The organism is Paenibacillus sp. JCM 18996 (assembly GCF_055392555.1).
Window position 1 is genome coordinate 64,924 of the sequence record NZ_AP043884.1, and the last position, 20,100, is coordinate 85,023.

The 20,100-nt window shown below is 52.1% G+C and carries 19 protein-coding genes; 17 read left to right on the forward strand and 2 right to left on the reverse strand.

Annotation, left to right across the window (positions count from 1 at the left end; all coding sequences use genetic code 11):
- Positions 1-37: 37 nt before the first annotated feature.
- Positions 38-802: a CPBP family intramembrane glutamic endopeptidase gene (locus ACZ5N7_RS00315; RefSeq protein WP_464656353.1), complete on the forward strand. Its 765-nt coding sequence runs from the start codon at positions 38-40 to the stop codon at positions 800-802.
- Positions 803-810: 8 nt separating this feature from the next.
- Here ACZ5N7_RS00315 and ACZ5N7_RS00320 read toward each other — a convergent pair whose 3' ends face one another.
- Together ACZ5N7_RS00320 and ACZ5N7_RS00325 are read right to left on the reverse strand one after the other, a co-directional pair.
- Positions 811-1,152, reverse strand: coding sequence for a M78 family metallopeptidase domain-containing protein (locus tag ACZ5N7_RS00320; protein ID WP_464656355.1), 342 nt, complete (start codon positions 1,150-1,152; stop codon positions 811-813).
- A 117-nt stretch (positions 1,153-1,269) separates the two neighbouring features.
- Positions 1,270-1,692, reverse strand: coding sequence for a helix-turn-helix domain-containing protein (locus ACZ5N7_RS00325; protein ID WP_464656357.1), 423 nt, complete (start codon positions 1,690-1,692; stop codon positions 1,270-1,272).
- A gap of 158 nt (positions 1,693-1,850) precedes the next feature.
- On the opposite strand from ACZ5N7_RS00325, the gene ACZ5N7_RS00330 reads away from it, so the two are divergent.
- From ACZ5N7_RS00330 to hemY, 16 genes are all read left to right on the forward strand, one after another.
- Positions 1,851-2,099: a hypothetical protein gene (locus ACZ5N7_RS00330; RefSeq protein ID WP_464656359.1), complete on the forward strand. Its 249-nt coding sequence runs from the start codon at positions 1,851-1,853 to the stop codon at positions 2,097-2,099.
- Positions 2,100-2,276: 177 nt separating this feature from the next.
- A complete protein-coding gene (gene lonB, locus ACZ5N7_RS00335) occupies positions 2,277-3,989 on the forward strand; it encodes an ATP-dependent protease LonB (protein ID WP_464656361.1) in 1,713 nt (570 codons plus the stop codon).
- A 131-nt stretch (positions 3,990-4,120) separates the two neighbouring features.
- Entirely contained in the window at positions 4,121-6,460 is a 2,340-nt protein-coding gene (gene lon / locus ACZ5N7_RS00340) for an endopeptidase La (RefSeq protein WP_464656362.1), read from the forward strand.
- A gap of 19 nt (positions 6,461-6,479) precedes the next feature.
- Entirely contained in the window at positions 6,480-7,124 is a 645-nt protein-coding gene (gene yihA / locus ACZ5N7_RS00345) for a ribosome biogenesis GTP-binding protein YihA/YsxC (RefSeq protein ID WP_464656364.1), read from the forward strand.
- A gap of 324 nt (positions 7,125-7,448) precedes the next feature.
- A complete protein-coding gene (locus tag ACZ5N7_RS00350) occupies positions 7,449-8,036 on the forward strand; it encodes a non-ribosomal peptide synthetase module (RefSeq protein ID WP_464656365.1) in 588 nt (195 codons plus the stop codon).
- Positions 8,037-8,457: 421 nt separating this feature from the next.
- Positions 8,458-8,859 (forward strand): adenosylmethionine decarboxylase, encoded by a 402-nt coding sequence (speD, locus tag ACZ5N7_RS00355; protein WP_464656367.1) that lies wholly within the window; start codon positions 8,458-8,460, stop codon positions 8,857-8,859.
- A gap of 185 nt (positions 8,860-9,044) precedes the next feature.
- The gene (locus ACZ5N7_RS00360; RefSeq protein WP_464656369.1) at positions 9,045-9,578 is read left to right on the forward strand and encodes a hypothetical protein; all 534 of its coding nucleotides are present in this window, start codon (positions 9,045-9,047) and stop codon (positions 9,576-9,578) included.
- Between the two features lie 217 nt (positions 9,579-9,795).
- Positions 9,796-11,193 (forward strand): glutamyl-tRNA reductase, encoded by a 1,398-nt coding sequence (hemA, locus tag ACZ5N7_RS00365; RefSeq protein WP_464659377.1) that lies wholly within the window; start codon positions 9,796-9,798, stop codon positions 11,191-11,193.
- 88 nt (positions 11,194-11,281) lie between these two features.
- Entirely contained in the window at positions 11,282-12,109 is an 828-nt protein-coding gene (locus ACZ5N7_RS00370) for a cytochrome C assembly family protein (RefSeq protein ID WP_464656371.1), read from the forward strand.
- Between the two features lie 5 nt (positions 12,110-12,114).
- The gene (locus ACZ5N7_RS00375) at positions 12,115-12,798 is read left to right on the forward strand and encodes a precorrin-2 dehydrogenase/sirohydrochlorin ferrochelatase family protein (protein ID WP_464656373.1); all 684 of its coding nucleotides are present in this window, start codon (positions 12,115-12,117) and stop codon (positions 12,796-12,798) included.
- Positions 12,799-12,916: 118 nt separating this feature from the next.
- Positions 12,917-13,861 (forward strand): hydroxymethylbilane synthase, encoded by a 945-nt coding sequence (hemC, locus tag ACZ5N7_RS00380; RefSeq protein WP_464656375.1) that lies wholly within the window; start codon positions 12,917-12,919, stop codon positions 13,859-13,861.
- Between the two features lie 7 nt (positions 13,862-13,868).
- On the forward strand, positions 13,869-15,413 hold the full coding sequence (gene cobA / locus ACZ5N7_RS00385) for a uroporphyrinogen-III C-methyltransferase (RefSeq protein ID WP_464656377.1): 1,545 nt from the start codon (positions 13,869-13,871) through the stop codon (positions 15,411-15,413).
- The gene (gene hemB, locus ACZ5N7_RS00390; protein WP_464656379.1) at positions 15,410-16,408 is read left to right on the forward strand and encodes a porphobilinogen synthase; all 999 of its coding nucleotides are present in this window, start codon (positions 15,410-15,412) and stop codon (positions 16,406-16,408) included. The genes cobA and hemB overlap by 4 nt, the downstream gene beginning before the upstream one ends.
- A gap of 207 nt (positions 16,409-16,615) precedes the next feature.
- Positions 16,616-17,680, forward strand: coding sequence for a uroporphyrinogen decarboxylase (gene hemE, locus ACZ5N7_RS00395; RefSeq protein WP_464656380.1), 1,065 nt, complete (start codon positions 16,616-16,618; stop codon positions 17,678-17,680).
- On the forward strand, positions 17,680-18,657 hold the full coding sequence (gene hemH / locus ACZ5N7_RS00400) for a ferrochelatase (protein WP_464656381.1): 978 nt from the start codon (positions 17,680-17,682) through the stop codon (positions 18,655-18,657). The genes hemE and hemH overlap by 1 nt, the downstream gene beginning before the upstream one ends.
- Positions 18,633-20,072 carry a protoporphyrinogen oxidase gene (gene hemY / locus ACZ5N7_RS00405; protein WP_464656382.1) on the forward strand — a complete coding sequence of 480 codons (1,440 nt, stop codon included), beginning with the start codon at positions 18,633-18,635 and terminating at the stop codon, positions 20,070-20,072. Before hemH ends, hemY begins: the two co-directional genes overlap by 25 nt.
- Positions 20,073-20,100: the final 28 nt, after the last annotated feature.

Consider the following 20,100-nt stretch of genomic DNA (forward strand, 5'->3'; position numbering starts at 1 on the left):
TATGTTTTGACCGCTACACGGCATCTGCAGGCCTTGAATGCAGTGTCGAATAACGCAGTGGATGGTGATGATCTTGTCCGATGAACACATAGTGCTGATCATACTTCTATTGTTTATATTTGTTGTAAAACCGCTCCTTACTCCCAGAATGCAAAAAACGGACAGTGAAATTCCCAAATTTGGAAAATACCTGTTCGTCATTGCTCTTCTGTGGGGACAAGTGCTGCTTGTGCTTACGCCAATGTCTCCCGTACAAATCCTCTATCTGGAACGGCCGGCTTTAAGCGGCGTCCAGGCTGTCATCTATCCTGCAGCGGTCCTTCTATATTTGGCGGTCACTGAGTTTGCTCCCTTATTATTGCTCCGCTCCAAATCATTCCGAAAAGAATTTTTGCAGGCGTATCATAAGCGGTCGTTCATCTATCCGACCACCCGAAGAGAGCAGCTTCTGTTCTTGCCGGTAGCCTTCTCAGTGGGGATCGGTGAAGAGGTGGTCTTCCGTGCCTTTATGACTTTTTATTTGGTCTCGACGCTTCATCTGAATCTGCTGTACAGCTTGGCCATCAGCAGCGTCGTATTCGGTATAGCCCATTATGACCAAGGCATCAAAAATTTGCTTCCTCAAACGGTGTCGGGATTACTGCTGAGCGTGCTGTACTGGTCAACCGGCAGCTTATGGCTGCCGATGGCCGCGCATATTGTGTTGGACGCCAAAGTCATATGGTTAAGCCATTATTGCATAGCGGAGGAACGAAAGACAACACCGCATAGTGAACCCAATGTACCGGACGATTTCCGTTAGAACTGCAATTACAACCAGAAAAGAGAGTTGCTTTTACGGGGAAATAGAGACCTGGAGAATTTCGTTTCTCTCTCCAATCCGGCGTAACAGCTTTTATCCAGACAAAATTCAGTGCCTGTGTTAAGAATGTGATGGGCCACTAGGTGATCGCACACCTTCTCCTGATCTTCCGGCGAGAGGCTCTCGCTGATGATAATGTGGTTTGTCGACAACAGCGGAGTATAGTAGCCGTACACTGTACTCTCAAAATCAAAATAAGTGATCCTGATATTCAAATATCTCGCAAGCTCGAATGGATCAGAGGTATCATAGCTGTCAAAGACGTGTTTAATCTTATCCTCATAATTCACTTTTATCACTCCTGACAAAGAAAAATATGTACGCAGCTCCGCAAACAACGGTTTGTTTTTGCAGGGGAATTCGTTTCATATAGTAAGACACCCCGAGATCGAAAAGTATCACGAAATTCAGGAATCTTTTTTTTCGTCCTCCACAGATTCGTGGAACAGCAGCGTCAGCATATCCATAATTCTTTGGCGTTCGGCCTCGTTCAGACCCTTCCCTTTAAAAACCAAATCCGCCCTTTGCAGAACGTTCTCCAGCTCCAGCGTATGTTCGTCCGAAAGCGGAGACAGCGGTCCGCCGGCATCCTCCGCGCTTGTATCGTCAAGATAGCCTGAGAGTTTCATCAGCTCTTCATAGGGGAACCCGTATGTTTGGGATAAAATGCGGAGCGTTTCGGGAGTAGGCTTGATGGGATTTCCGGACCGCGGGTCGACGCCTTTTTCGATAATGTTCAGGTAGGTATGGCTCAGTCCCGCTTTACGGCTGATATCCCTCAAAGACTCTTTACCTCTAAGCTGTCTTAGTAAACGGCCTAACTCGGACACGGGTGGACTCCTCCTTTTGTCAAATACTAGCTTACAATATGAAAGCAAAAATGAAAACAAAAGAATTGTAATACATACTTGACACTTTCGTAAACCCTGTGATACATTCCTTTATGTCTAAAAGCTGCTGTAATATTTTTTAAAGGGGGATAAGATCCATGTCTGTCGATCAATTCGCCAAAAAGCTTGAATCTGTGCAGAACGCCTTGGATATTCTTGAAAGTGACTGCTTGTCCGGTGCCATAGCCAAAGAGATGGCGTTTAAATGGATGCCCGAGCTGCTGACCGCGCTGAACGCGTTAACTCATGAAAAAGAAGAGCTTTTGGAAGAAAATCAACGGCTGAGTGAAGAGAACGATGAACTGCTGAGCATGAGCGCGCTCCTTTCCTTGCAGCTGCATAAATAAAAGCATCCTTTAACAAGAAACCGGGACGTAATCGCGTTCCGGTTTTACTTTGTAAGACACCCCGGAGTGACTTCTTTTTTTTGCGTGTTGGCAAATCTTCGATTAACAGGGGGGCGGAGCGGTTATACTACCATGTATTAGCATGTTTAGTGACCATGTGCAGGAGGTAGTGTAAAGATGACTTTAAGCTTGATACTTATGCTGATTCAGGTTTTTTTCGCTATTGTCATAGGGTTGTACTTCTGGAATTTGCTCCGCAACCAGCAGACGAACCGGTCTGCCGTCGATAAAGAATCGAGAAAAGAGATGGAAAAGCTCCGCAAGCTGCGCTCCGTCTCATTGAGCAAGCCGCTGGCCGAGAAGACGAGGCCTTCCGCCATGTCGGACATCGTCGGACAAAAGGAAGGTCTGCGCACGCTGAAGGCCGCATTGTGCGGACCGAACCCGCAGCATGTGATCATTTACGGGCCTCCGGGCGTGGGGAAGACGGCCGCCGCTAGAGTAGTGCTTGAGGAGGCAAAGAAAAATTCCGGTTCCCCTTTCAGGTTCGACGCCAAGTTTACCGAGATTGACGCCACTACAGCGCGTTTTGACGAGAGGGGGATAGCGGACCCGCTGATCGGATCCGTCCACGACCCTATTTACCAAGGGGCGGGGGCGATGGGGGTAGCGGGCATTCCCCAACCAAAGCCGGGTGCAGTGACCAAAGCTCATGGCGGCATACTGTTTATCGACGAAATCGGCGAATTGCATCCGATCCAAATGAATAAATTATTAAAGGTACTGGAAGACCGTAAGGTGTTCTTGGAAAGTGCCTATTACAATTCCGAGGACACGAATATCCCGGGCTATATACACGATATTTTCCAGAATGGGCTGCCGGCCGATTTCAGACTTGTGGGAGCTACTACGCGCACGCCGCAGGAGATTCCTCCGGCTATCCGTTCCCGCTGCATGGAAATTTTCTTCCGCCCGCTGCTCCCGGGGGAGATTGCCGATATCGCGGAGAACTCCCTTCACAAAATCGGCTTTCCCGTAAATAAAGGGGCCATCGAAGTGGTGAAGAAATATGCTACGAACGGCCGCGAGGCTGTGAACATTATCCAGCTTGCCGCAGGATTGGCTTTGACGGACAAACGCAGTGAAATTTCTGCCGGGGACATTGAGTGGGTTGTCAACTCTTCGCAGCTGTCTCCGAGGCCCGAGAAGAAAATTCCTTCCCAGCCGCAAATCGGGTATGTCAACGGACTGGCGGTATACGGCCCGAACCTGGGTACGCTGCTCGAAATTGAAGTGACAGCACAGCGCACGGCGCTGCCGGGGACAGGGAAAGTGATGATCACAGGCGTAGTGGAAGAAGAGGAAATGGGCGGCGGTTCAAGAACGCTGCGGCGTAAAAGCATGGCCCGCGGATCCGTGGATAATGTCCTTACCGTATTAAAAAGGTTTGGCCTCCAGCCGGACGATTTCGACCTTCATATCAACTTTCCGGGAGGGATTCCTATCGACGGGCCGTCAGCGGGGATTTCCATGGCGACCGCGATCACTTCCGCAATGTTGAGAATTCCGGTGGACAACCGGGTAGCCATGACAGGCGAGGTTAGCATCCACGGCTATGTGAAACCGATCGGCGGCGTCGTGGCGAAAGTGGAGGCCGCGTTTCAAGCGGGTGCAAGCAAGGTTATCATACCTCAAGAGAACTGGCAGGACATTTTCGCTAATCTGAACGGTCTTGAAGTCATTCCGGTGGCTACGATCGACGAGGTGTTTCACCATGTGTTAAATCTGCAAACGCAGGACGCGCTTGTAAACAATGCTGTACAACCCGATGTGCCGGTTCCGCCGACCATACCGATGCTGCATGCGAATCCGAACGTATTGGACGGTTAATCGCCTTATAGCGTAGTCCCGGCGGAGTAACCGCGCCGCAGGCAGCTTGTTCGGCTGTAATTGGTATTTGGACCCGAGTTTTGATAAAATAGTTGTGCGGCAAACGGAGAGTTCCGATGGAGGTGCTTACGATGGGACCTAACAAGAATAAGACACGGAGACTGCCTTTGCTCCCTCTGAGAGGCCTGCTTGTATATCCGAGCATGGTCCTCCATTTGGATGTTGGCAGGGAAAAGTCGGTTAAGGCATTGGACAAAGCCATGGTCGAGGACAGTATGATTCTCCTCTGCTCGCAATCGGAGGTTAACATCGAGGAGCCGTCCAAAGAGGATATTTACCGGATCGGTACCATAGCGAAAGTGAGACAGATGCTGAAGCTGCCGAACGGAACGATCAGGGTTCTGGTGGAAGGCGTCATTCGGGCCGAAGTCATCGATTTTCTTAATAATGACGAGTATTACGAGGTTAACGTTAAAGAACTGCACGAGCAGGAAGTGACCGATCCCGAAATTGATGCTCTGATGAGAACGGTGCTCAACCAGTTTGAGCATTATATTAATTTATCCAAGAAGGTAACTCCCGAGACGTTAGCCGCGGTGTCCGACATTGACGAGCCGGGCAGGCTGGCGGATGTGATCTGCAGCCATCTCACTTTGAAGATCAAAGACAAACAGGAGATTCTGGAGACCATCGATGTCCGCGAGCGGCTCGAGAAGCTGCTGGACATCCTGGGCAACGAACGGGAAGTGCTGGAGCTGGAAAGAAAGATCAGCCAGCGCGTCAAGAAGCAGATGGAGAAGACGCAGAAGGAATATTATCTGCGCGAACAGATGAAGGCGATCCAGAAGGAACTCGGCGAGAAGGAAGGCCGTGCCGGCGAGGTGGAGGAGCTTCGCAACCAGCTGGCGGAATCCGGCGTGCCGGAGAAAGTGAAAGAGAAGATCGAGAAGGAAATCGACCGGTTGGAAAAGATGCCTGCTACCTCTGCGGAGAGCGGAGTAATCCGCAACTACATCGATTGGCTCTTGACGCTTCCCTGGAACAAAAGGACAGAGGACGATCTTGACATCAATAAGGCGGAAGAGATCCTCAGCAAGGAACACTACGGGCTCGAGAAGCCCAAAGAGCGGGTCCTGGAGTATTTGGCTGTCCAGAAGCTTGTTCAGAAGCTGAAAGGTCCCATTCTTTGCCTTGCGGGTCCTCCCGGCGTCGGTAAAACTTCTATCGCCCGGTCGATCGCCAAATCCTTGGGGCGCGAATTCGTCAGGATTTCCTTGGGCGGCGTGCGGGACGAGGCCGAGATCCGAGGCCACCGCCGCACTTATGTGGGCGCAATGCCCGGAAGGATCATCCAGGGGATGAAGAACGCGGGAACGAGCAATCCCGTTTTCCTGCTCGATGAAATCGACAAGATGGCGAACGATTTCCGCGGCGACCCTTCGGCCGCTTTGCTTGAAGTCCTGGATCCGGAGCAGAACAGCACTTTTAGCGATCATTTTATTGAAGTGCCTTTCGATTTGTCGAAGGTGATGTTTATTACGACGGCGAATGCGGTCCACAACATTCCGCGCCCGCTGCTTGACCGTATGGAAGTGCTGTATATCCCGGGCTACACGGAGCTGGAGAAGCTGCAGATCGCGAGGAATCACCTGCTTCCGAAGCAGGAGAAAGAGCACGGGTTGAAGGAGAACCAGCTGACGGCAGAGGAAGGTACTTTAATGAAGGTGATCCGGGAATATACCCGGGAATCCGGGGTCCGGAACCTGGAGCAGCAGCTTGCCGCGTTGTGCCGTAAAGCCGCAAAGCAGATTGTGACGAGCCCGGAGGAGATCCAGGTCAGCATCAATAAAGACAATCTCAAAGATTACCTCGGGCCGGGCAAATTCCGCTACGGCACGGTAGACGCGGAAGATCAGGTGGGGGCCGTTACCGGACTCGCCTGGACGGAGGTCGGAGGCGACACGCTGGTCATTGAAGTGACCGTCATGCCGGGCACCGGCAAGCTCACTTTGACCGGCAAACTCGGCGATGTAATGAAGGAATCCGCGCAAGCAGCCTTCTCTTATACGAGGTCAAGAGCGCAGCAGCTCAATATACCGCCGGACTTCCACGAGAAAAATGACATCCATATTCACATACCGGAAGGAGCGATTCCGAAGGACGGTCCTTCCGCGGGGATTACGATGGCGACCGCGCTGATCTCCGCTCTGACGAATATCCCGGTTTCACGGGAGGTGGCTATGACGGGCGAGATTACGTTGCGAGGCCGCGTCCTGCCTATCGGCGGACTGAAGGAGAAAACTTTGGCCGCCCACCGAGCCGGCATCCGCAAAGTGCTGCTCCCCAAGGATAATGAGAAAGACATTCAGGAGATTCCGGACAGCGTCCGCAATGACTTGACCTTCGTGCCTGTGGGCCACATGGACGAAGTTCTGGAGCAAGCGCTTGTAAAACCTGTAGAAGTGAGATAGAGAGAAAGAGTGAATACACATGAAGGTCAATCAAGCTGAATTCGTTATCAGCGCGGTTGGTCCGAAACAGTACCCGACGGATGCCTTACCGGAAATTGCTCTGGTAGGGCGTTCAAATGTCGGCAAGTCTTCGTTGATCAATCGCATGATTTCGCGAAAAAACCTTGCCAGGACAAGCTCCAAACCCGGGAAGACCCAGACTTTGAACTATTACCGCATTAATAACGATTTATTTTTTGTCGATCTGCCGGGGTATGGGTATGCCCAGGTTTCCAAGTCGCTCCGCGAGCAGTGGGGGAAGTTTATCGAGGAATATCTGCTGAACCGGGAGCCTCTCAAGCTGATACTGCAGATCATCGACCTGCGCCACCCTCCTTCCAAGGACGACATCGCGACTTATGAGTGGCTCAAGCATTACGGTGCGCCGGTCTGCGTGGTGACGACCAAAGCGGACAAAATCCCGAAAGGGAAGTGGACCAAGCATCAGAGAATCATCCGGGAGGACCTGCAGCTCAACAAATCGGATCCGATGATTCTTTTCTCGTCGGAGCTCGGGCTCGGAAAGGATGAACTGTGGGCTGTGATTGAGCAAGCCATCATCCGGGATGCTGCGGATCCCTCCGGCAACGGTGCGGGAGAGCGGGCGGAACAAGGGTTGGAATGACTACAATGTCATAGGGCATAGAACAAGGCCGTTCTGCATAGTTTATATGCCAGGCGGTCTTTTTGGTTAACGCCAAGGAATGCTTTAAATCACAGGTCGTGTGAAAATGACACAATGTGCGATCACATGCGGCAGGGAACCGAGGACATCAAGCAGGGAAAGCGAGGGAAACATGCAAACTTTTGCGCTAATCTGAAATCTCTGCGTTTTTTTCTGGATTTCGGCGGTTTTTGGGTGGTTTAAATGCAGGAAACATCTTGTTCAATGTTGTATAATACTTTTGTAAAGGTATACGGTTTGAAAAAATAGAATTGAGGGATTTTTATGGCACAACGGTTAGCGACTGAATATGTCAAAACCTGCCTGGAGTTAACGGAAGCCCAAATGTCGAAGTTTATTCAAATGTTCGAAGACCATCAAGTGACTTTGCACGTGAAAGTCGTGGAGAACGGCAACCAAGAGATCGCCTTTAGAGACGATGAGGGAGAAGAAGTTTTACTGTCGTTTGAACGTCAATTCAACAAGTTTGTTTGTGAAAGGAGCTGCAGAATCAGTTCCCAGAAGCTGGCCAACTTGATGCGCAAAGCCATCTCCATCTTTAAAGGTGATGCAGTGGTCAACCGGATTTATCCTACCTTTACAATGGTTTATCACTATCACCATGGTTCTGTCGTGAAGATCGTCGAAGTCATCGGTGCCTCCGAGAAAATTATTTATGAGTACAGAAACAGAGTCGGCCAGTTGGAGCAGCTGTTCAAGAGAAGGCAGGTTGAGCGGGAAATTGCGATCATACAAGATCAGGTCAATCATCTGTTGGATTTGAGAAACTCCGTGCAAGAGCCTGAAATACACAAACAAATCGACGAAAGACTTCAAAAGATGAGCCGCCGGTTATTCTTGCTTGAAGCCTAGAACATAGTGATGAAGATCCCTCTGGAGGGGTCTTTTTCGTTAATAACGAAGGCAGCCCTATTGAGGCCTTTCCTGTCCTGAGCGAATGACGTTCTTTTGTGCGGCGTTCCCTGAATTGCGTTTTAAACGGGCACCCGATCTTCCATAGAATAGTATGGGAATTGTAACCTTTTTTGCAGAAATTCATATTGTGTTTATTGTGGTGTTCCCATTACTGAAAATTATGAACCGGTTGGCAAAAAAAAGTGTTGCTTTTCTGGCCAATAGATGTTATTTTTATTTTCGTTGAAAATATTATAGGAACCAGGATTCACTCAGGACATTGAATGTTGCGAGAGATTATTCCCTCGGGAAGTGAATGACGTAGGTCCTAGCGGATGAAATAAAAACAATTTTATTCCTAGGAAGGGGGAACCGAAAGATGGAATACTCGACTTTCGGAAGACACGTTGCTGTTGATACTTGGGGAGCTGACTTCGATCTGCTGAACAATGCGGAATGGTTGCAGGCTCAAATGGTAGAAGCAGCTGAAGTTTGCGGCGCCACCGTTTTATCTGTTCAAGCGAAGCAGTTTGAACCACAAGGAGCTACAGTTCTAGTCATGTTGTCGGAAAGCCACATCTCCATTCACACGTATCCTGAGAGAGGATTCGCAGCATTGGATTGCTACACATGTGGTGAAACCGTTGACCCTCAGCTGGCAATCGATCATTTGATTTCTGTGTTGAAGCCTGAAACGGTATACGCTAAGAAGCTTATTCGCGGATTAGGCGAGTTAAAGGTAGAGACACCCGCAATGCAGCAGGTAGAGCTCGTAAAATAAATCGATGTATGCAGTAACCGCGGCCTCTGGCCGCGGTTACTTGTTTTTGACGAGTGAAGAAACATTAAGTCTTGTATTATCCTTTTTGCCCGCAAAAAAAAACAGGGATATATTCTATCCTTTCTCCCATACATTTTAAAGGACGAGTGGTTGTGAAGCTCGCTTTAAAGACGGGGGGAAAGCGAATGGCAAGGCGCCGGGCGGCAAAAGGGATTGTGTGGATTTTGGTCGGTCTTCTGGTCGTATGGCCTTTATACCAGATTTTTTCCTCGGTTCAGCACCGTTTTGAGAGGAAAGATTCTACGCAGCTACTTTACCAGGTCGCTATGTTTCAAATGGAAATGCTGAACAGCTATTTGCTGGAGGCTCCCAGGATGAAGGGGACACATGAGCTGACCAATACGAAGCAGGCGTTGTTCACGGTCATGTATACCCATGAAAGGCTTGTGCTGGCGGCCGGAGACGGTGGACTTAATCCTCTCGCCTCGCTGTCCTCTCTCATGCAGTATATCGAAAAGCTCCAGATGGGTGGAGAAAGGCTGTTGAAACCCGACGAGCTGCAGGTGCTCGGTGAAGCTGCCAAGCAGTTCGCTCAGATGTACGACGGCTATGGCAAGGTGCTGGATTCCCGGGATAGCGTGATTTCGTCGCAGAATGATAAAATGGCCAAGGCAGACAAGGCGTTGAAAGAGCTGCTGAAGAAAAAATGGCTGCAGTAGTGCGAAGCCGGCTGTGCACCAAAGCTTATCATTGGTGGAACTTATGATTAGATTGGGTGCCGTTTGGTAAGAATAGCGTTGTACGCTGACAAAACAGTCTGTATGATCTTCAAAAATTGTACAAAATTGTCGCTGGGCTTGTCCGGTTCTTATGCTATAATATATGTTGAATTCAACAACCTCCACAACATGTTTAGGGAAAGGCAGGTGACTTCACATTCATATTATCGTTGTTGGCCTCAATTACCGAACCGCTCCTGTGGAAATCCGCGAAAGATTTTCGGTGGCCCAGGCGGACTTGCCTGAAGCTCTCGCAGAGCTGAAGCAAACGAACAGCATACTGGAATGTGTTATCGCGGGCACCTGCAACCGCACGGAAATTTATGCAGTTGTAGATCGGGCGCATGTTTGCGGTCACTATATCAAAAGCTTTATGGAGAAATGGTTCGGCGTTCCGAGAGAACAATTTTCTCCTCATTTATATATTTATCAAGAAGAGCAAGCTCTGGAGCATTTGTTCCGCGTCGCGAGCGGACTGGATTCCATGGTGATCGGGGAAACCCAGATCCTCGGCCAGATCCGTGATTCCTTCCTGCTTGCGCAAAGCCTGGGGACGACCGGAACTTTCTTTAACACATTATTCAAGCAAGCAGTTACGATGGCCAAAAGGGCCCATTCCGAAACTTCCATCGGAGAGAACCCGGTTTCCGTCAGCTATGCGGCTGTGGAGCTGGGCAAGCGGATTTTCGGCAGCTACGACAACAAGACGATCATGCTGATCGGCGCGGGCAAAATGAGCGAGCTGTCGGCCAAGCATCTGTATTCGAACGGAGCCCATAAAGTGATCGTGGTAAACCGTACGCTGGAGAGGGCGCAGGAGCTGGCGGACAAGTTCAATGGAATCGCCTGCCCGATGGACCGGATGTTCGATTATTTGCCGGATGTGGATGTCATTATTTCTTCAACCGGGGCAAAGGAGCTCGTGCTTACCCACGGCATGATACAGCATGTCATCCAGAAGCGCAAATCCCGTCCATTGTTCATGATAGACATCGCCGTGCCGCGGGACATCGATCCTGCGATCAGCGAGCTGCCTGGCGTGTTTCTCTATGACATTGACGATTTGCAGCTGATTGTCGACCATAATCTGGAAGAACGGCGCAAGGAAGCGGTCAAGATCGAAGAGATGATCACGCTGGAGCTGGCTGCTTTTGAGCAGTGGAAGAAGACTTTGGCGGTCAGTCCGGTCATCCAGGCGCTGCAAACGAAAGCGAACGCGATCCACGAGAACACCCTGGATAATCTGCTGAACCGTCTGCCGGAGCTCAGCGACCATGAACGGAAGCTGATCCGCAAGCTGACGAAGAGCATGATGAACCAGATGCTGAGAGATCCGATTCTCAAAATCAAGGAAATGTCCGTTGAGAGAAAAGGCGACGAAGCTCTGGAGCTTTTTACACAGGTGTTTGCATTGGAGGACCAGCTTGCGGAGCAAGAGCGGAAGGAAGAAGCCCGGAAGGCTCAGCGTACAGCGGAGAAAGAGATTGACGCAGGGTGGAACACGGATAAGCCCGCAGGCGGCAGGTTAAACCCCGTACCGGAGATATTGATTTAAATTATATGGATATAAGAAGGCGGAATTGTCGGATAAGAGACGGTTTCGCCTTTTTTAAAGACTTTGCGCATTTAGGAGATTCTATTTTATGGTCACACAGAGCTGGTTATATGATCTTATCATTTATATTTATGCGCTGAGCTTGCTGTTCTATTTCTCCGATTTCATAGGCAGGAATTTAAAAGCCAAGAGAGTGGGGACGGGGCTGCTTTCTTTTGTGTGGCTGCTGCAGACCTGTTATTTGGTTTTCAACATTATTCAGCACCGCTCCTCCACCGCTTTTACGATGTTTGAGACGCTGCTCTTTTTTTCCTGGTCACTCGTGACCTTATCCCTGCTGGCGGCGAGGTTCTTTCGGATAGAGCTGTTTGTTTTTTTTGTCAATGTGTTCGGGTTCGGCGTGCTGGCGCTGAATTTTTTCGGCAATCCGAATGTGGTTCCGACCTACTCCCGCTGGGCCATCAATGACGAGCTGATGCTGATTCACATTTCCTTGGCCATGGGCAGCTATGCGGCTTATACCGCCGCTGCGGTATTTTCGGGGATGTATTTGTTCCTGCACCGTCAGCTGAAAGAAAAGATGTGGTCTTCAACCATGAGAAGGCTGCCCAGCCTGGAAACCACCGACAGATATACATATTACCTGGTGGTGGCGGGAACCCCGCTGCTGCTCACCTCTCTGGCCCTTGGCATTGTGTGGATCTCTCTGGAGCACAACATGAAGCTGTTGTTCGATCCCAAAGTTGTGAATTCGGTGTTTGTCCTTGGCGCTTACGGCTTCTATCTGTTCCAGCGGACGGCGATGGGGATTACCGGGAAAAAGCTCGCTTTGTGGAATCTGCTGGCTTTTGGCATTGTGGTGCTCAATTTCGTCGTATCCAATTATTATTCCAATTTTCACGGATGGACAGGATGATGAGTGTGAAAACTTACTTTCCGATTATGCTCAATCTGCATGGGCGCCGCTGCGTCGTGGTCGGCGGCGGAACGGTGGCGGAGCGGAAGATCGCTGCCCTGCTGGAGTGCGGGGCGCAAGTCACGGTGGTCAGTCCTGCATGTACGGACCGAATTGGGCAATTGATCGGATCGGGGCTTATCCGCGGACTGTCGAGGGAATACAGGCCCGGTGATGCGGCTGGAGCGTTTATGGTTATAGCCGCGGCGAATGACGAGGCAGTCAACGCCGAAGTCGGCGAGGATGCCATAAGGCTGGGCGCTTTGCTCAACCGGGCGGATCGGCCGGAGGCCGGCGACACGATCCTGCCGGCTGCCGTGCGCCGAGGAAAGCTGACGATAGCGATTTATACCGGAGGTGCCAGTCCGGGTGCGGCAGCTGTGATCAAGAGCAGGGTGGAGGAAATGTTCGGCGAGGAATATGAGGTTTACCTGGATTTTTTGCATGAGGTCAGGAGGAAGCTCCGCGAGAAGGTGCATCAATCGGCGCAACGTCAACAGATGATGGGAATTGTGGTACAATGGAAAGTATTAGCGGCTATTGCCGAAGGACGGTTCGGCGGATTGCCGGAAGAGCTGTTCCGCCTCCTGGACGCCGGCCTCTCGCCGGAAGCCCTCATCAGGTTCGGCGAGCGGAAGGGGCTTGCGTGAAACGGTAAACCTGCTCATCCGGGCGTGGATTATACAGTGTTACCCCCTATATAAGGAACAAAGATTTTGCCGTGTGGGGATAGTGATGCATAGAGTGGCGGCGAATGGAGGGATTGCATTGCGCAAAATTATAGTGGGTACCAGACAGAGCGCTCTGGCCTTGACCCAGACGAATATGGTCATTGATCACCTGAGGGAGCTGTGCGCGGCGGAAGGGATAGAGGCCCATTTCGAAACCCGGAGGATCGTCACCAAAGGGGATCGGATTCTGGATAGGACCCTGTCCAAGGTCGGAGGTAAGGGACTGTTTGTGAAAGAGATCGAGCAGGCTATGCTCGATGCGGAGATTGACATGGCTGTCCACAGCATGAAGGACATGCCGTGGGAGCTGCCCGGCGGGCTTGTCACCGGCGCGATCCCGCAGCGCGAAGACGCGCGGGATGCGCTCATCTCCGCCCGCCACGGCAGCCTGCACGAGCTGCCCGAAGGCGCTCGTGTCGGCACGTCCAGCCTGCGCAGGTCCGCGCAGCTGGCACACTTGCGCCCGGATCTGGCGATCGAGCCGATCCGGGGCAACATCGATTCGAGGCTGAAGAAGCTCGAATCGGAGGGCTTCGATGCGATCATACTGGCCGCTGCGGGCTTGCACCGCATCGGTTGGAGCGATCGCATCACGGAGTATGTGCCGCCCGAGCTGTGCGTCCCTGCCGTGGGGCAGGGAGCGCTGTGCATCGAGTGCCGGGCGGACGACGCCTTCATGCTGGATCTGCTCGGCAGATACCAGCATCAGCCGACCGCGCTCGCGGTACGGACGGAGCGCAGCTTCCTGGCCCGCCTGAACGGCGGCTGCCAGGTGCCGATCGGCGCTTACGCGGGCGTTCTGCACGGAACGGAGAACACAATACCGCTCATCACCGTGACCGGCATGGTAGGCACTCCTGACGGGAAGAATTTGCTCAAGGAGACCTGCACCGGTACGGAACCCGAGGCGCTCGGTTTGGAGCTGGCCGAGCGTTTGATCCGCCGGGGAGCGGATGCGATTTTGGAAGAACTGAAGGGATGATGGCGGGTTGAACGGAGGCAAGGTTTATCTCATTGGAGCGGGGCCGGGCGATCCCAGATTAATAACCGTAAAAGGGCTGCAGGCCATTCAAAAAGCCGATGTCGTGGTGTATGACCGTTTGGCCAGCCCGCGTCTGCTGCGTCAAATGAAGCCCGGGGCGGAGAAGATTTTTGTCGGAAAGCTGCCGGACAAGCATATGATGAAGCAGGACGATATAAACAGGCTTTTGGTCGATCTGGCTTTGCAGGGCAAATGCGTGGCCAGGCTGAAGGGCGGAGATCCCTCGGTTTTCGGCAGAGTGGGCGAGGAAGCCGAGGAGCTTGCGGAGAACGGCATTCCTTTTGAGATTGTCCCTGGCATCACATCAGCAATCGCGGTTCCGGCTTACGCGGGAATTCCTGTGACGCACAGGGATTTCACTTCGTCTTTTTCCATTGTGACCGGGCATGAATATCCGAATAAAACATACAGTAAAGTCAATTGGCGGAATTTGGCCGGGGCATCTGGCACTCTGATTTTTCTAATGGGCGTAGCCAACATTGAACAGATCGCATCCGAGCTGATTCATTGGGGCAAAGCTCCCGGCACCCCGGTTGCGCTGATCCGCTGGGGCACATGGATGGAGCAGGAGACTTTGACCGGTGTGCTTTCCACGATTGCCGCGCAGGTGAAGGAAGTGAATTTCCAGTCTCCAGCCGTAATTATTGTGGGGGATGTGGTCAAGCTTAGGGAAAAGCTGGCCTGGGTGGAGAAGCAGCCGCTGTTCGGCAAACGAATTCTCGTAACCCGGGCAAGAAGCCAAGCGAGCGAATTGGTGGAGCTGATCGAAAATAACGGCGGGGAAGCGGTGGAATTCCCGGTTATCCGGGTCCAGGCTCCATGCAGCAGGGAAGCGTTGGGCAAATTTGACGAGGCTTTGGCCTCGCTTCACGTATTCGATTGGGCCGTGTTCACCAGCGCCAATGGAGTCGAATTCTTTTTTAACAGATTGATTGAAAAAAAGATGGACGTGCGCAAGCTTCATAAAGCTCGGATCGCCGCTGTCGGCTCGAAGACCTCTGAAGCTCTCGCTCAAAGAGGCTTGATTGCGGAGGTGCAGCCTGAACGCTTTCAAGGCGAGGCTTTGGGCGAGGCTATGGCGGGTCTCATAAAGCCCGGGCAAAAAGCGCTTCTGGCCACCGGAGATTTGGCTGGCGGCGGGCTGCCGCGAATGCTTTCGGAAATGGGGCTCGAGGTCACCGAAATCGATGTTTACGAGAATGTCCTCTCTGCCGAATATGGGGACGAAACCATAGAATTGCTTCGCCGTGGCGCGATTGATATTATTACTTTTACCAGTTCTTCAACGGTTAAAAATCTTTTCGAAGCGCTTCGGCTATCAGGCGCGGAAGATCCCGCAAAGCTTATGGCCAGCGCAGAGTTTGCCTGTATTGGGCCGAAGACTGCCGCAACGGCACGCGAATTCGGGCTGCCCGTAAATTATATGGCTCAGGAAGCGACGGTAGCTTCCCTGGTCAGAGCAATTATACAACCAAAGGAGGAAAAACGATGAGTTTTCCTGTAGTCAGACACCGCAGGCTTCGCGGATCCGCGAATATCCGAAATTTGGTCAGAGAAACGACGCTGACTGTAAATGATTTGATCTATCCGATTTTCGTGACGCACGGTAGCGATGTGAAGGAAGAGATCCCTTCCATGCCGGGAGCGTATCATTTTTCATTGGACAGGCTGGAGCAGGAGATCCAGGAGGTGGTCGGCCTCGGAATTCAGGCGATTCTGCTGTTTGGCGTACCTGCGGAGAAGGATTCCCAAGGCAGCTCCGCTTATGACCACAACGGGATCGTTCAGCTTGCGACCCGGGCAATCAAGGAAAAACACCCGAATCTGCTCGTTATTGCAGACACTTGCTTGTGCCAATTTACGGACCACGGCCACTGCGGTGTGGTTCACCAGGATGAAAGAACCGGACAAGCCGTCGTGCAGAATGACGCCTCGTTGGAGCTGCTGGCCAAAACGGCTGTATCCCAGGCTGAAGCGGGTGCGGACATCATCGCTCCGTCGAATATGATGGACGGCTTTGTCCAGGCCATTCGCAGCGGTTTGGACGAAGCGGGCTTCGAGCATGTGCCCGTCATGTCATACTCGGTCAAGTATGAATCCGCATATTACGGCCCTTTCCGGGATGCGGCCCATTCCGCGCCTCAGTTCGGCGACCGCAAGACGTACCAGATGGACCCGGCCAACGCAAGAGAAGCTCTGCGAGAAGCCGAATCCGATGTGATCGAAGGGGCGGACATACTGATCGTGAAGCCGGCGCTGGCTTATATGGATATCATCAAGTCGGTCAAGGACAACTTCGACCTGCCTGTTGCGGCTTATAACGTGAGCGCGGAATATTCGATGGTCAAAGCGGCGGCCCGCAACGGTTGGATCAATGAAAGAGCGATCGTGCTTGAAACGTTGACTGGTTTCAAACGCGCCGGCGCCGATATGATCATCACCTACTTCTCCAAGGACGCCGCCCGCTGGCTGAAGGAGCAGCGGTAGCAGCCGTTGGCTCAGATGCCGGCTCGAATGAGGCTCGGACTGTAAAGTTACCGGCGTACAGCACCTGATTTAACATTTTCCCCTCAACCGAGGGGTTTCTTTCTGTCAAAGAAATGTAAGAACTCCTTAATGCGGACGGTTGTGACCCTGCCAGAAAAAGGGCATAATGGAGAGGATAGAGAGATATACGGAAAAGGGGTATTTTTCATGGCCTACAACGATCGTTTTCTCAGGGCTTGCAAGCGGGGGGAAGTGGATCGGCTTCCGGTGTGGTATATGCGCCAGGCGGGCCGCTACGATCCGGATTACCGTAAAATCAAAGAAAAATACAGCCTGCTGGAAATCTGCAAACAGCCGGAATTGGCGGCGGAGGTTACCCTCATGCCGGTCAAAAAGCTCGGCGTGGATGCGGCTATTTTATATTCCGATATTATGAACCCCGTTGCCCCTCTGGGCATTGATTTCGATATTGTCAAGAATATCGGTCCAGTCATCGATAATCCGATACGGTCGGAGGCCGATGTCCGGAAGCTTCGCCCCATTCAGGCGGAACAGGATTTACCCCATATTCTGGAAACGATCAGAATCCTTGACAGGGAGCTGGAAGTGCCTTTGATCACTTTTGCCGGGGCCCCTTTCACAATTGCAAGCTACCTGATCGAAGGGAAGCCTTCCAAAAGCTATATCAGAACCAAGGCCTTAATGTACGGGGAGCCTGAGGTGTGGCATCTGCTTATGGATAAATTAGGGGACATGGTCATCACCTACTTGAAAGCGCATATCGCCAGCGGGGCCAAAGCGGTTCAGCTGTTCGACAGCTGGGTAGGGACGTTGTCGCCGAAGGATTTCACTGTTTTTGTTAAGCCGACGATCAAGAGGATCTTTGATGAGCTTTCCCATTTGGAGCAGCCGAAAATTTATTTTCCCGGAGTAGCTTCCGGCGAGCTTTTGCCCTGCCTGAAAGACATTGCGACCGATGTGATCGGCTTGGATTGGAGAGTCTCCATCACGGAAGGCCGGGAGCGGGTGGGAGAAAGATTCGCGGTGCAGGGCAACCTGGACCCGTATGTTCTGGAAGCGCCGATGGCGGTCATCGAGCGGTTCGCGAAGGAATTGATGGATGAAGGGATGAAGCGTCCCGGATATATTTTTAACCTGGGCCATGGGCTGTATCCTGAAGCATCGATTGACAAATTGACAAGGCTCACGGAATACATCCATGAATATTCGGCAGCTGTGTTTTCGAGAACCCCCGAAAGAAGTGGTATATAATGTCCAGTCAAGCAACTCCCCAAAACGGCGTACAGCGCCCCAAAAAGATCGGCGTACTAGTTATGTCCTACGGTACTCCCGCAAGTATAGACGGCATCGAGGCTTACTACACGCATATCCGAAGAGGGCACCCTCCGACTCCTGAACAGCTGAACGAGCTGATTTCCCGTTATGAGGCGATCGTCGGCGGTTTTTTTCCGCTCAGGGCAAACACGGACAAGCAGGTGGCCGCTTTGGAGGAAACGCTTAACCGCGAGCATTCGGATATGGAGTTTGTCACCTATCAAGGTTTGAAGCACGCCGAGCCTTACATCGAGGACGGTGTCGCCAAAATGGTGGAAGACGGTGTGCGGGAAGCGGTCGGAATCGTTCTGGCCCCGCACTACTCGGCTATGAGCGTGGGCGGATATATTGCGAGGGCGCAGGAAAAAGCGGATGATCTGGGGCTTCGCATCACTTTTATACGCAGCTACCATCTGCATCCGCTGCTGATCCAGGCTTTAGCCGAACGGGTGGAAGAAGCTTTGGAGAAGTTCACTGAGGCGGAACGCAACGGGCTGAAGGTGGTTTTCACGGCCCACAGCCTGCCTGAAAAAATACTCGAAATGAATGACCCTTATCCGCAGCAGCTGCTGGAAACCGCGCAAGCGGTAGCGGAGCGGGCCGGAATCGGCAATTGGCAGTTCGGTTGGCAGAGCGCGGGCCGGACCGCGCAGCCTTGGCTTGGACCGGACATACTCGATGTGTTGAAGAAGGTGCGGGCGGAAGAAGGAGTGACCAATGTGCTCGTCTGCCCGGCGGGCTTCGTGTCCGACCATCTTGAAGTGCTATACGATCTTGATATCGAAGCCCAAAAGGCGGCCAGGGAGCTCGGAATGCACCTGGAGCGGACAGAGTCGTTAAATACCGATCCTTTATATATGAAAGTGTTAAGCGATGAGGTGTATGCGGCATGGCACAAGCAGTACAGTCAGTGACCGGCGCAAAAGGCAGGCAAAGACTCATAGTGATCGGCGGCGGCATCACCGGCCTGAGTGCGGCTTATTATGCACAAAAACACTGCAGAGAGCAGAGTATTCCGCTGGACATAACGATCATAGAGGCAAGCGAGCGGTTGGGCGGCAAGATCAATACACTTCGCAAAGAGGGCTTTGTGATCGAAAAAGGTCCCGATTCCTTTCTTGCCCGCAAGCTGCCAATCATTGATTTGAGCAGGGAATTGGGGCTGGAAGGTGAATTCACAGGCACCAACCCGGAAGCCAAGAAAACGTATATTCTGCGAAACAACAAGCTCCACGGTATGCCAAAAGGGCTGGTGCTCGGTATTCCGACCCAGCTTAAGCCATTTTTGAAGACCGGCCTCATATCGCCCGCAGGTAAAGCCAGAGCGGCTATGGATCTGTTTATCCCGGCCAAGAGGGACGGCGAGGACGAATCATTGGGCCACTTCCTGGAGAGGCGCCTCGGCAAGGAAGTGCTGACCAATATAGCCGAGCCTTTGCTCGCGGGCATTTACGCCGGGGACACGTACGCTCTCAGCCTGCAATCCACCTTTCCTCAATTCCAGGCCACAGAGCGCAAATTCGGCTCCCTGATCAAAGGGATGATGCTGAACAAGCAGGCGGAAAAGAAGCAGGTAGGGCTGCCGAAAGCGGCGGCCGGCAGTGTGTTTTTAACTTACAAAAACGGGCTGTCCACTCTGGTTGAACGGTTGGAGGAATCACTGAAACATTGCGGTATCCTGACAGGCTGCAAGGTGGCTTCGGTGGGCAAAATCGACAATGGTTATTCCGTTCGGCTGACTGACGGAACCTTGCTGGAGGCGGATAAAGTCATAGCTGCGCTGCCTTCCTACGTCCTGGCCAAGCTCTTTCCTTCCGTGCCGGAGGCCGCCGAATTAAACAGCATTAATTACGTTTCTGTAGCCAACGTGATTATGGCTTTCAACCGTGAAGATATCTCCACCCATCTTGACGGCTCCGGCTTTCTGGTTCCCCGCAAGGAAGGCCGATTTATTACAGCATGCACCTGGACCTCAGCCAAATGGCTGCATACCGCGCCTGAGGATAAGGAACTGATCCGCTGCTATGTCGGGCGTTCTGGGGAAGAGGACTGGATGCTTTTATCGGATGAGGAGATTGTGGCGAAAGTACGCAGGGATGTAAAGGATCTGATGGCTATTACGGCAGAGCCGCTGTTTTACGAGGTTACCCGGCTGCCCCGTTCCATGCCTCAGTACCCCGTCGGCCATCTGCAGCAGGTCAAGAGGTTAAGGGAACAACTTTCTGCTCAAATGCCGGGCGTCTATATCACCGGATCCGGCTTCCACGGAGTGGGGCTGCCGGATTGTATCCGTCAAGGAAAAGAAGCAGTGGAGGCGCTGTACTCCTGAACAGTTTCTTTAACGTTTAAATAAAACG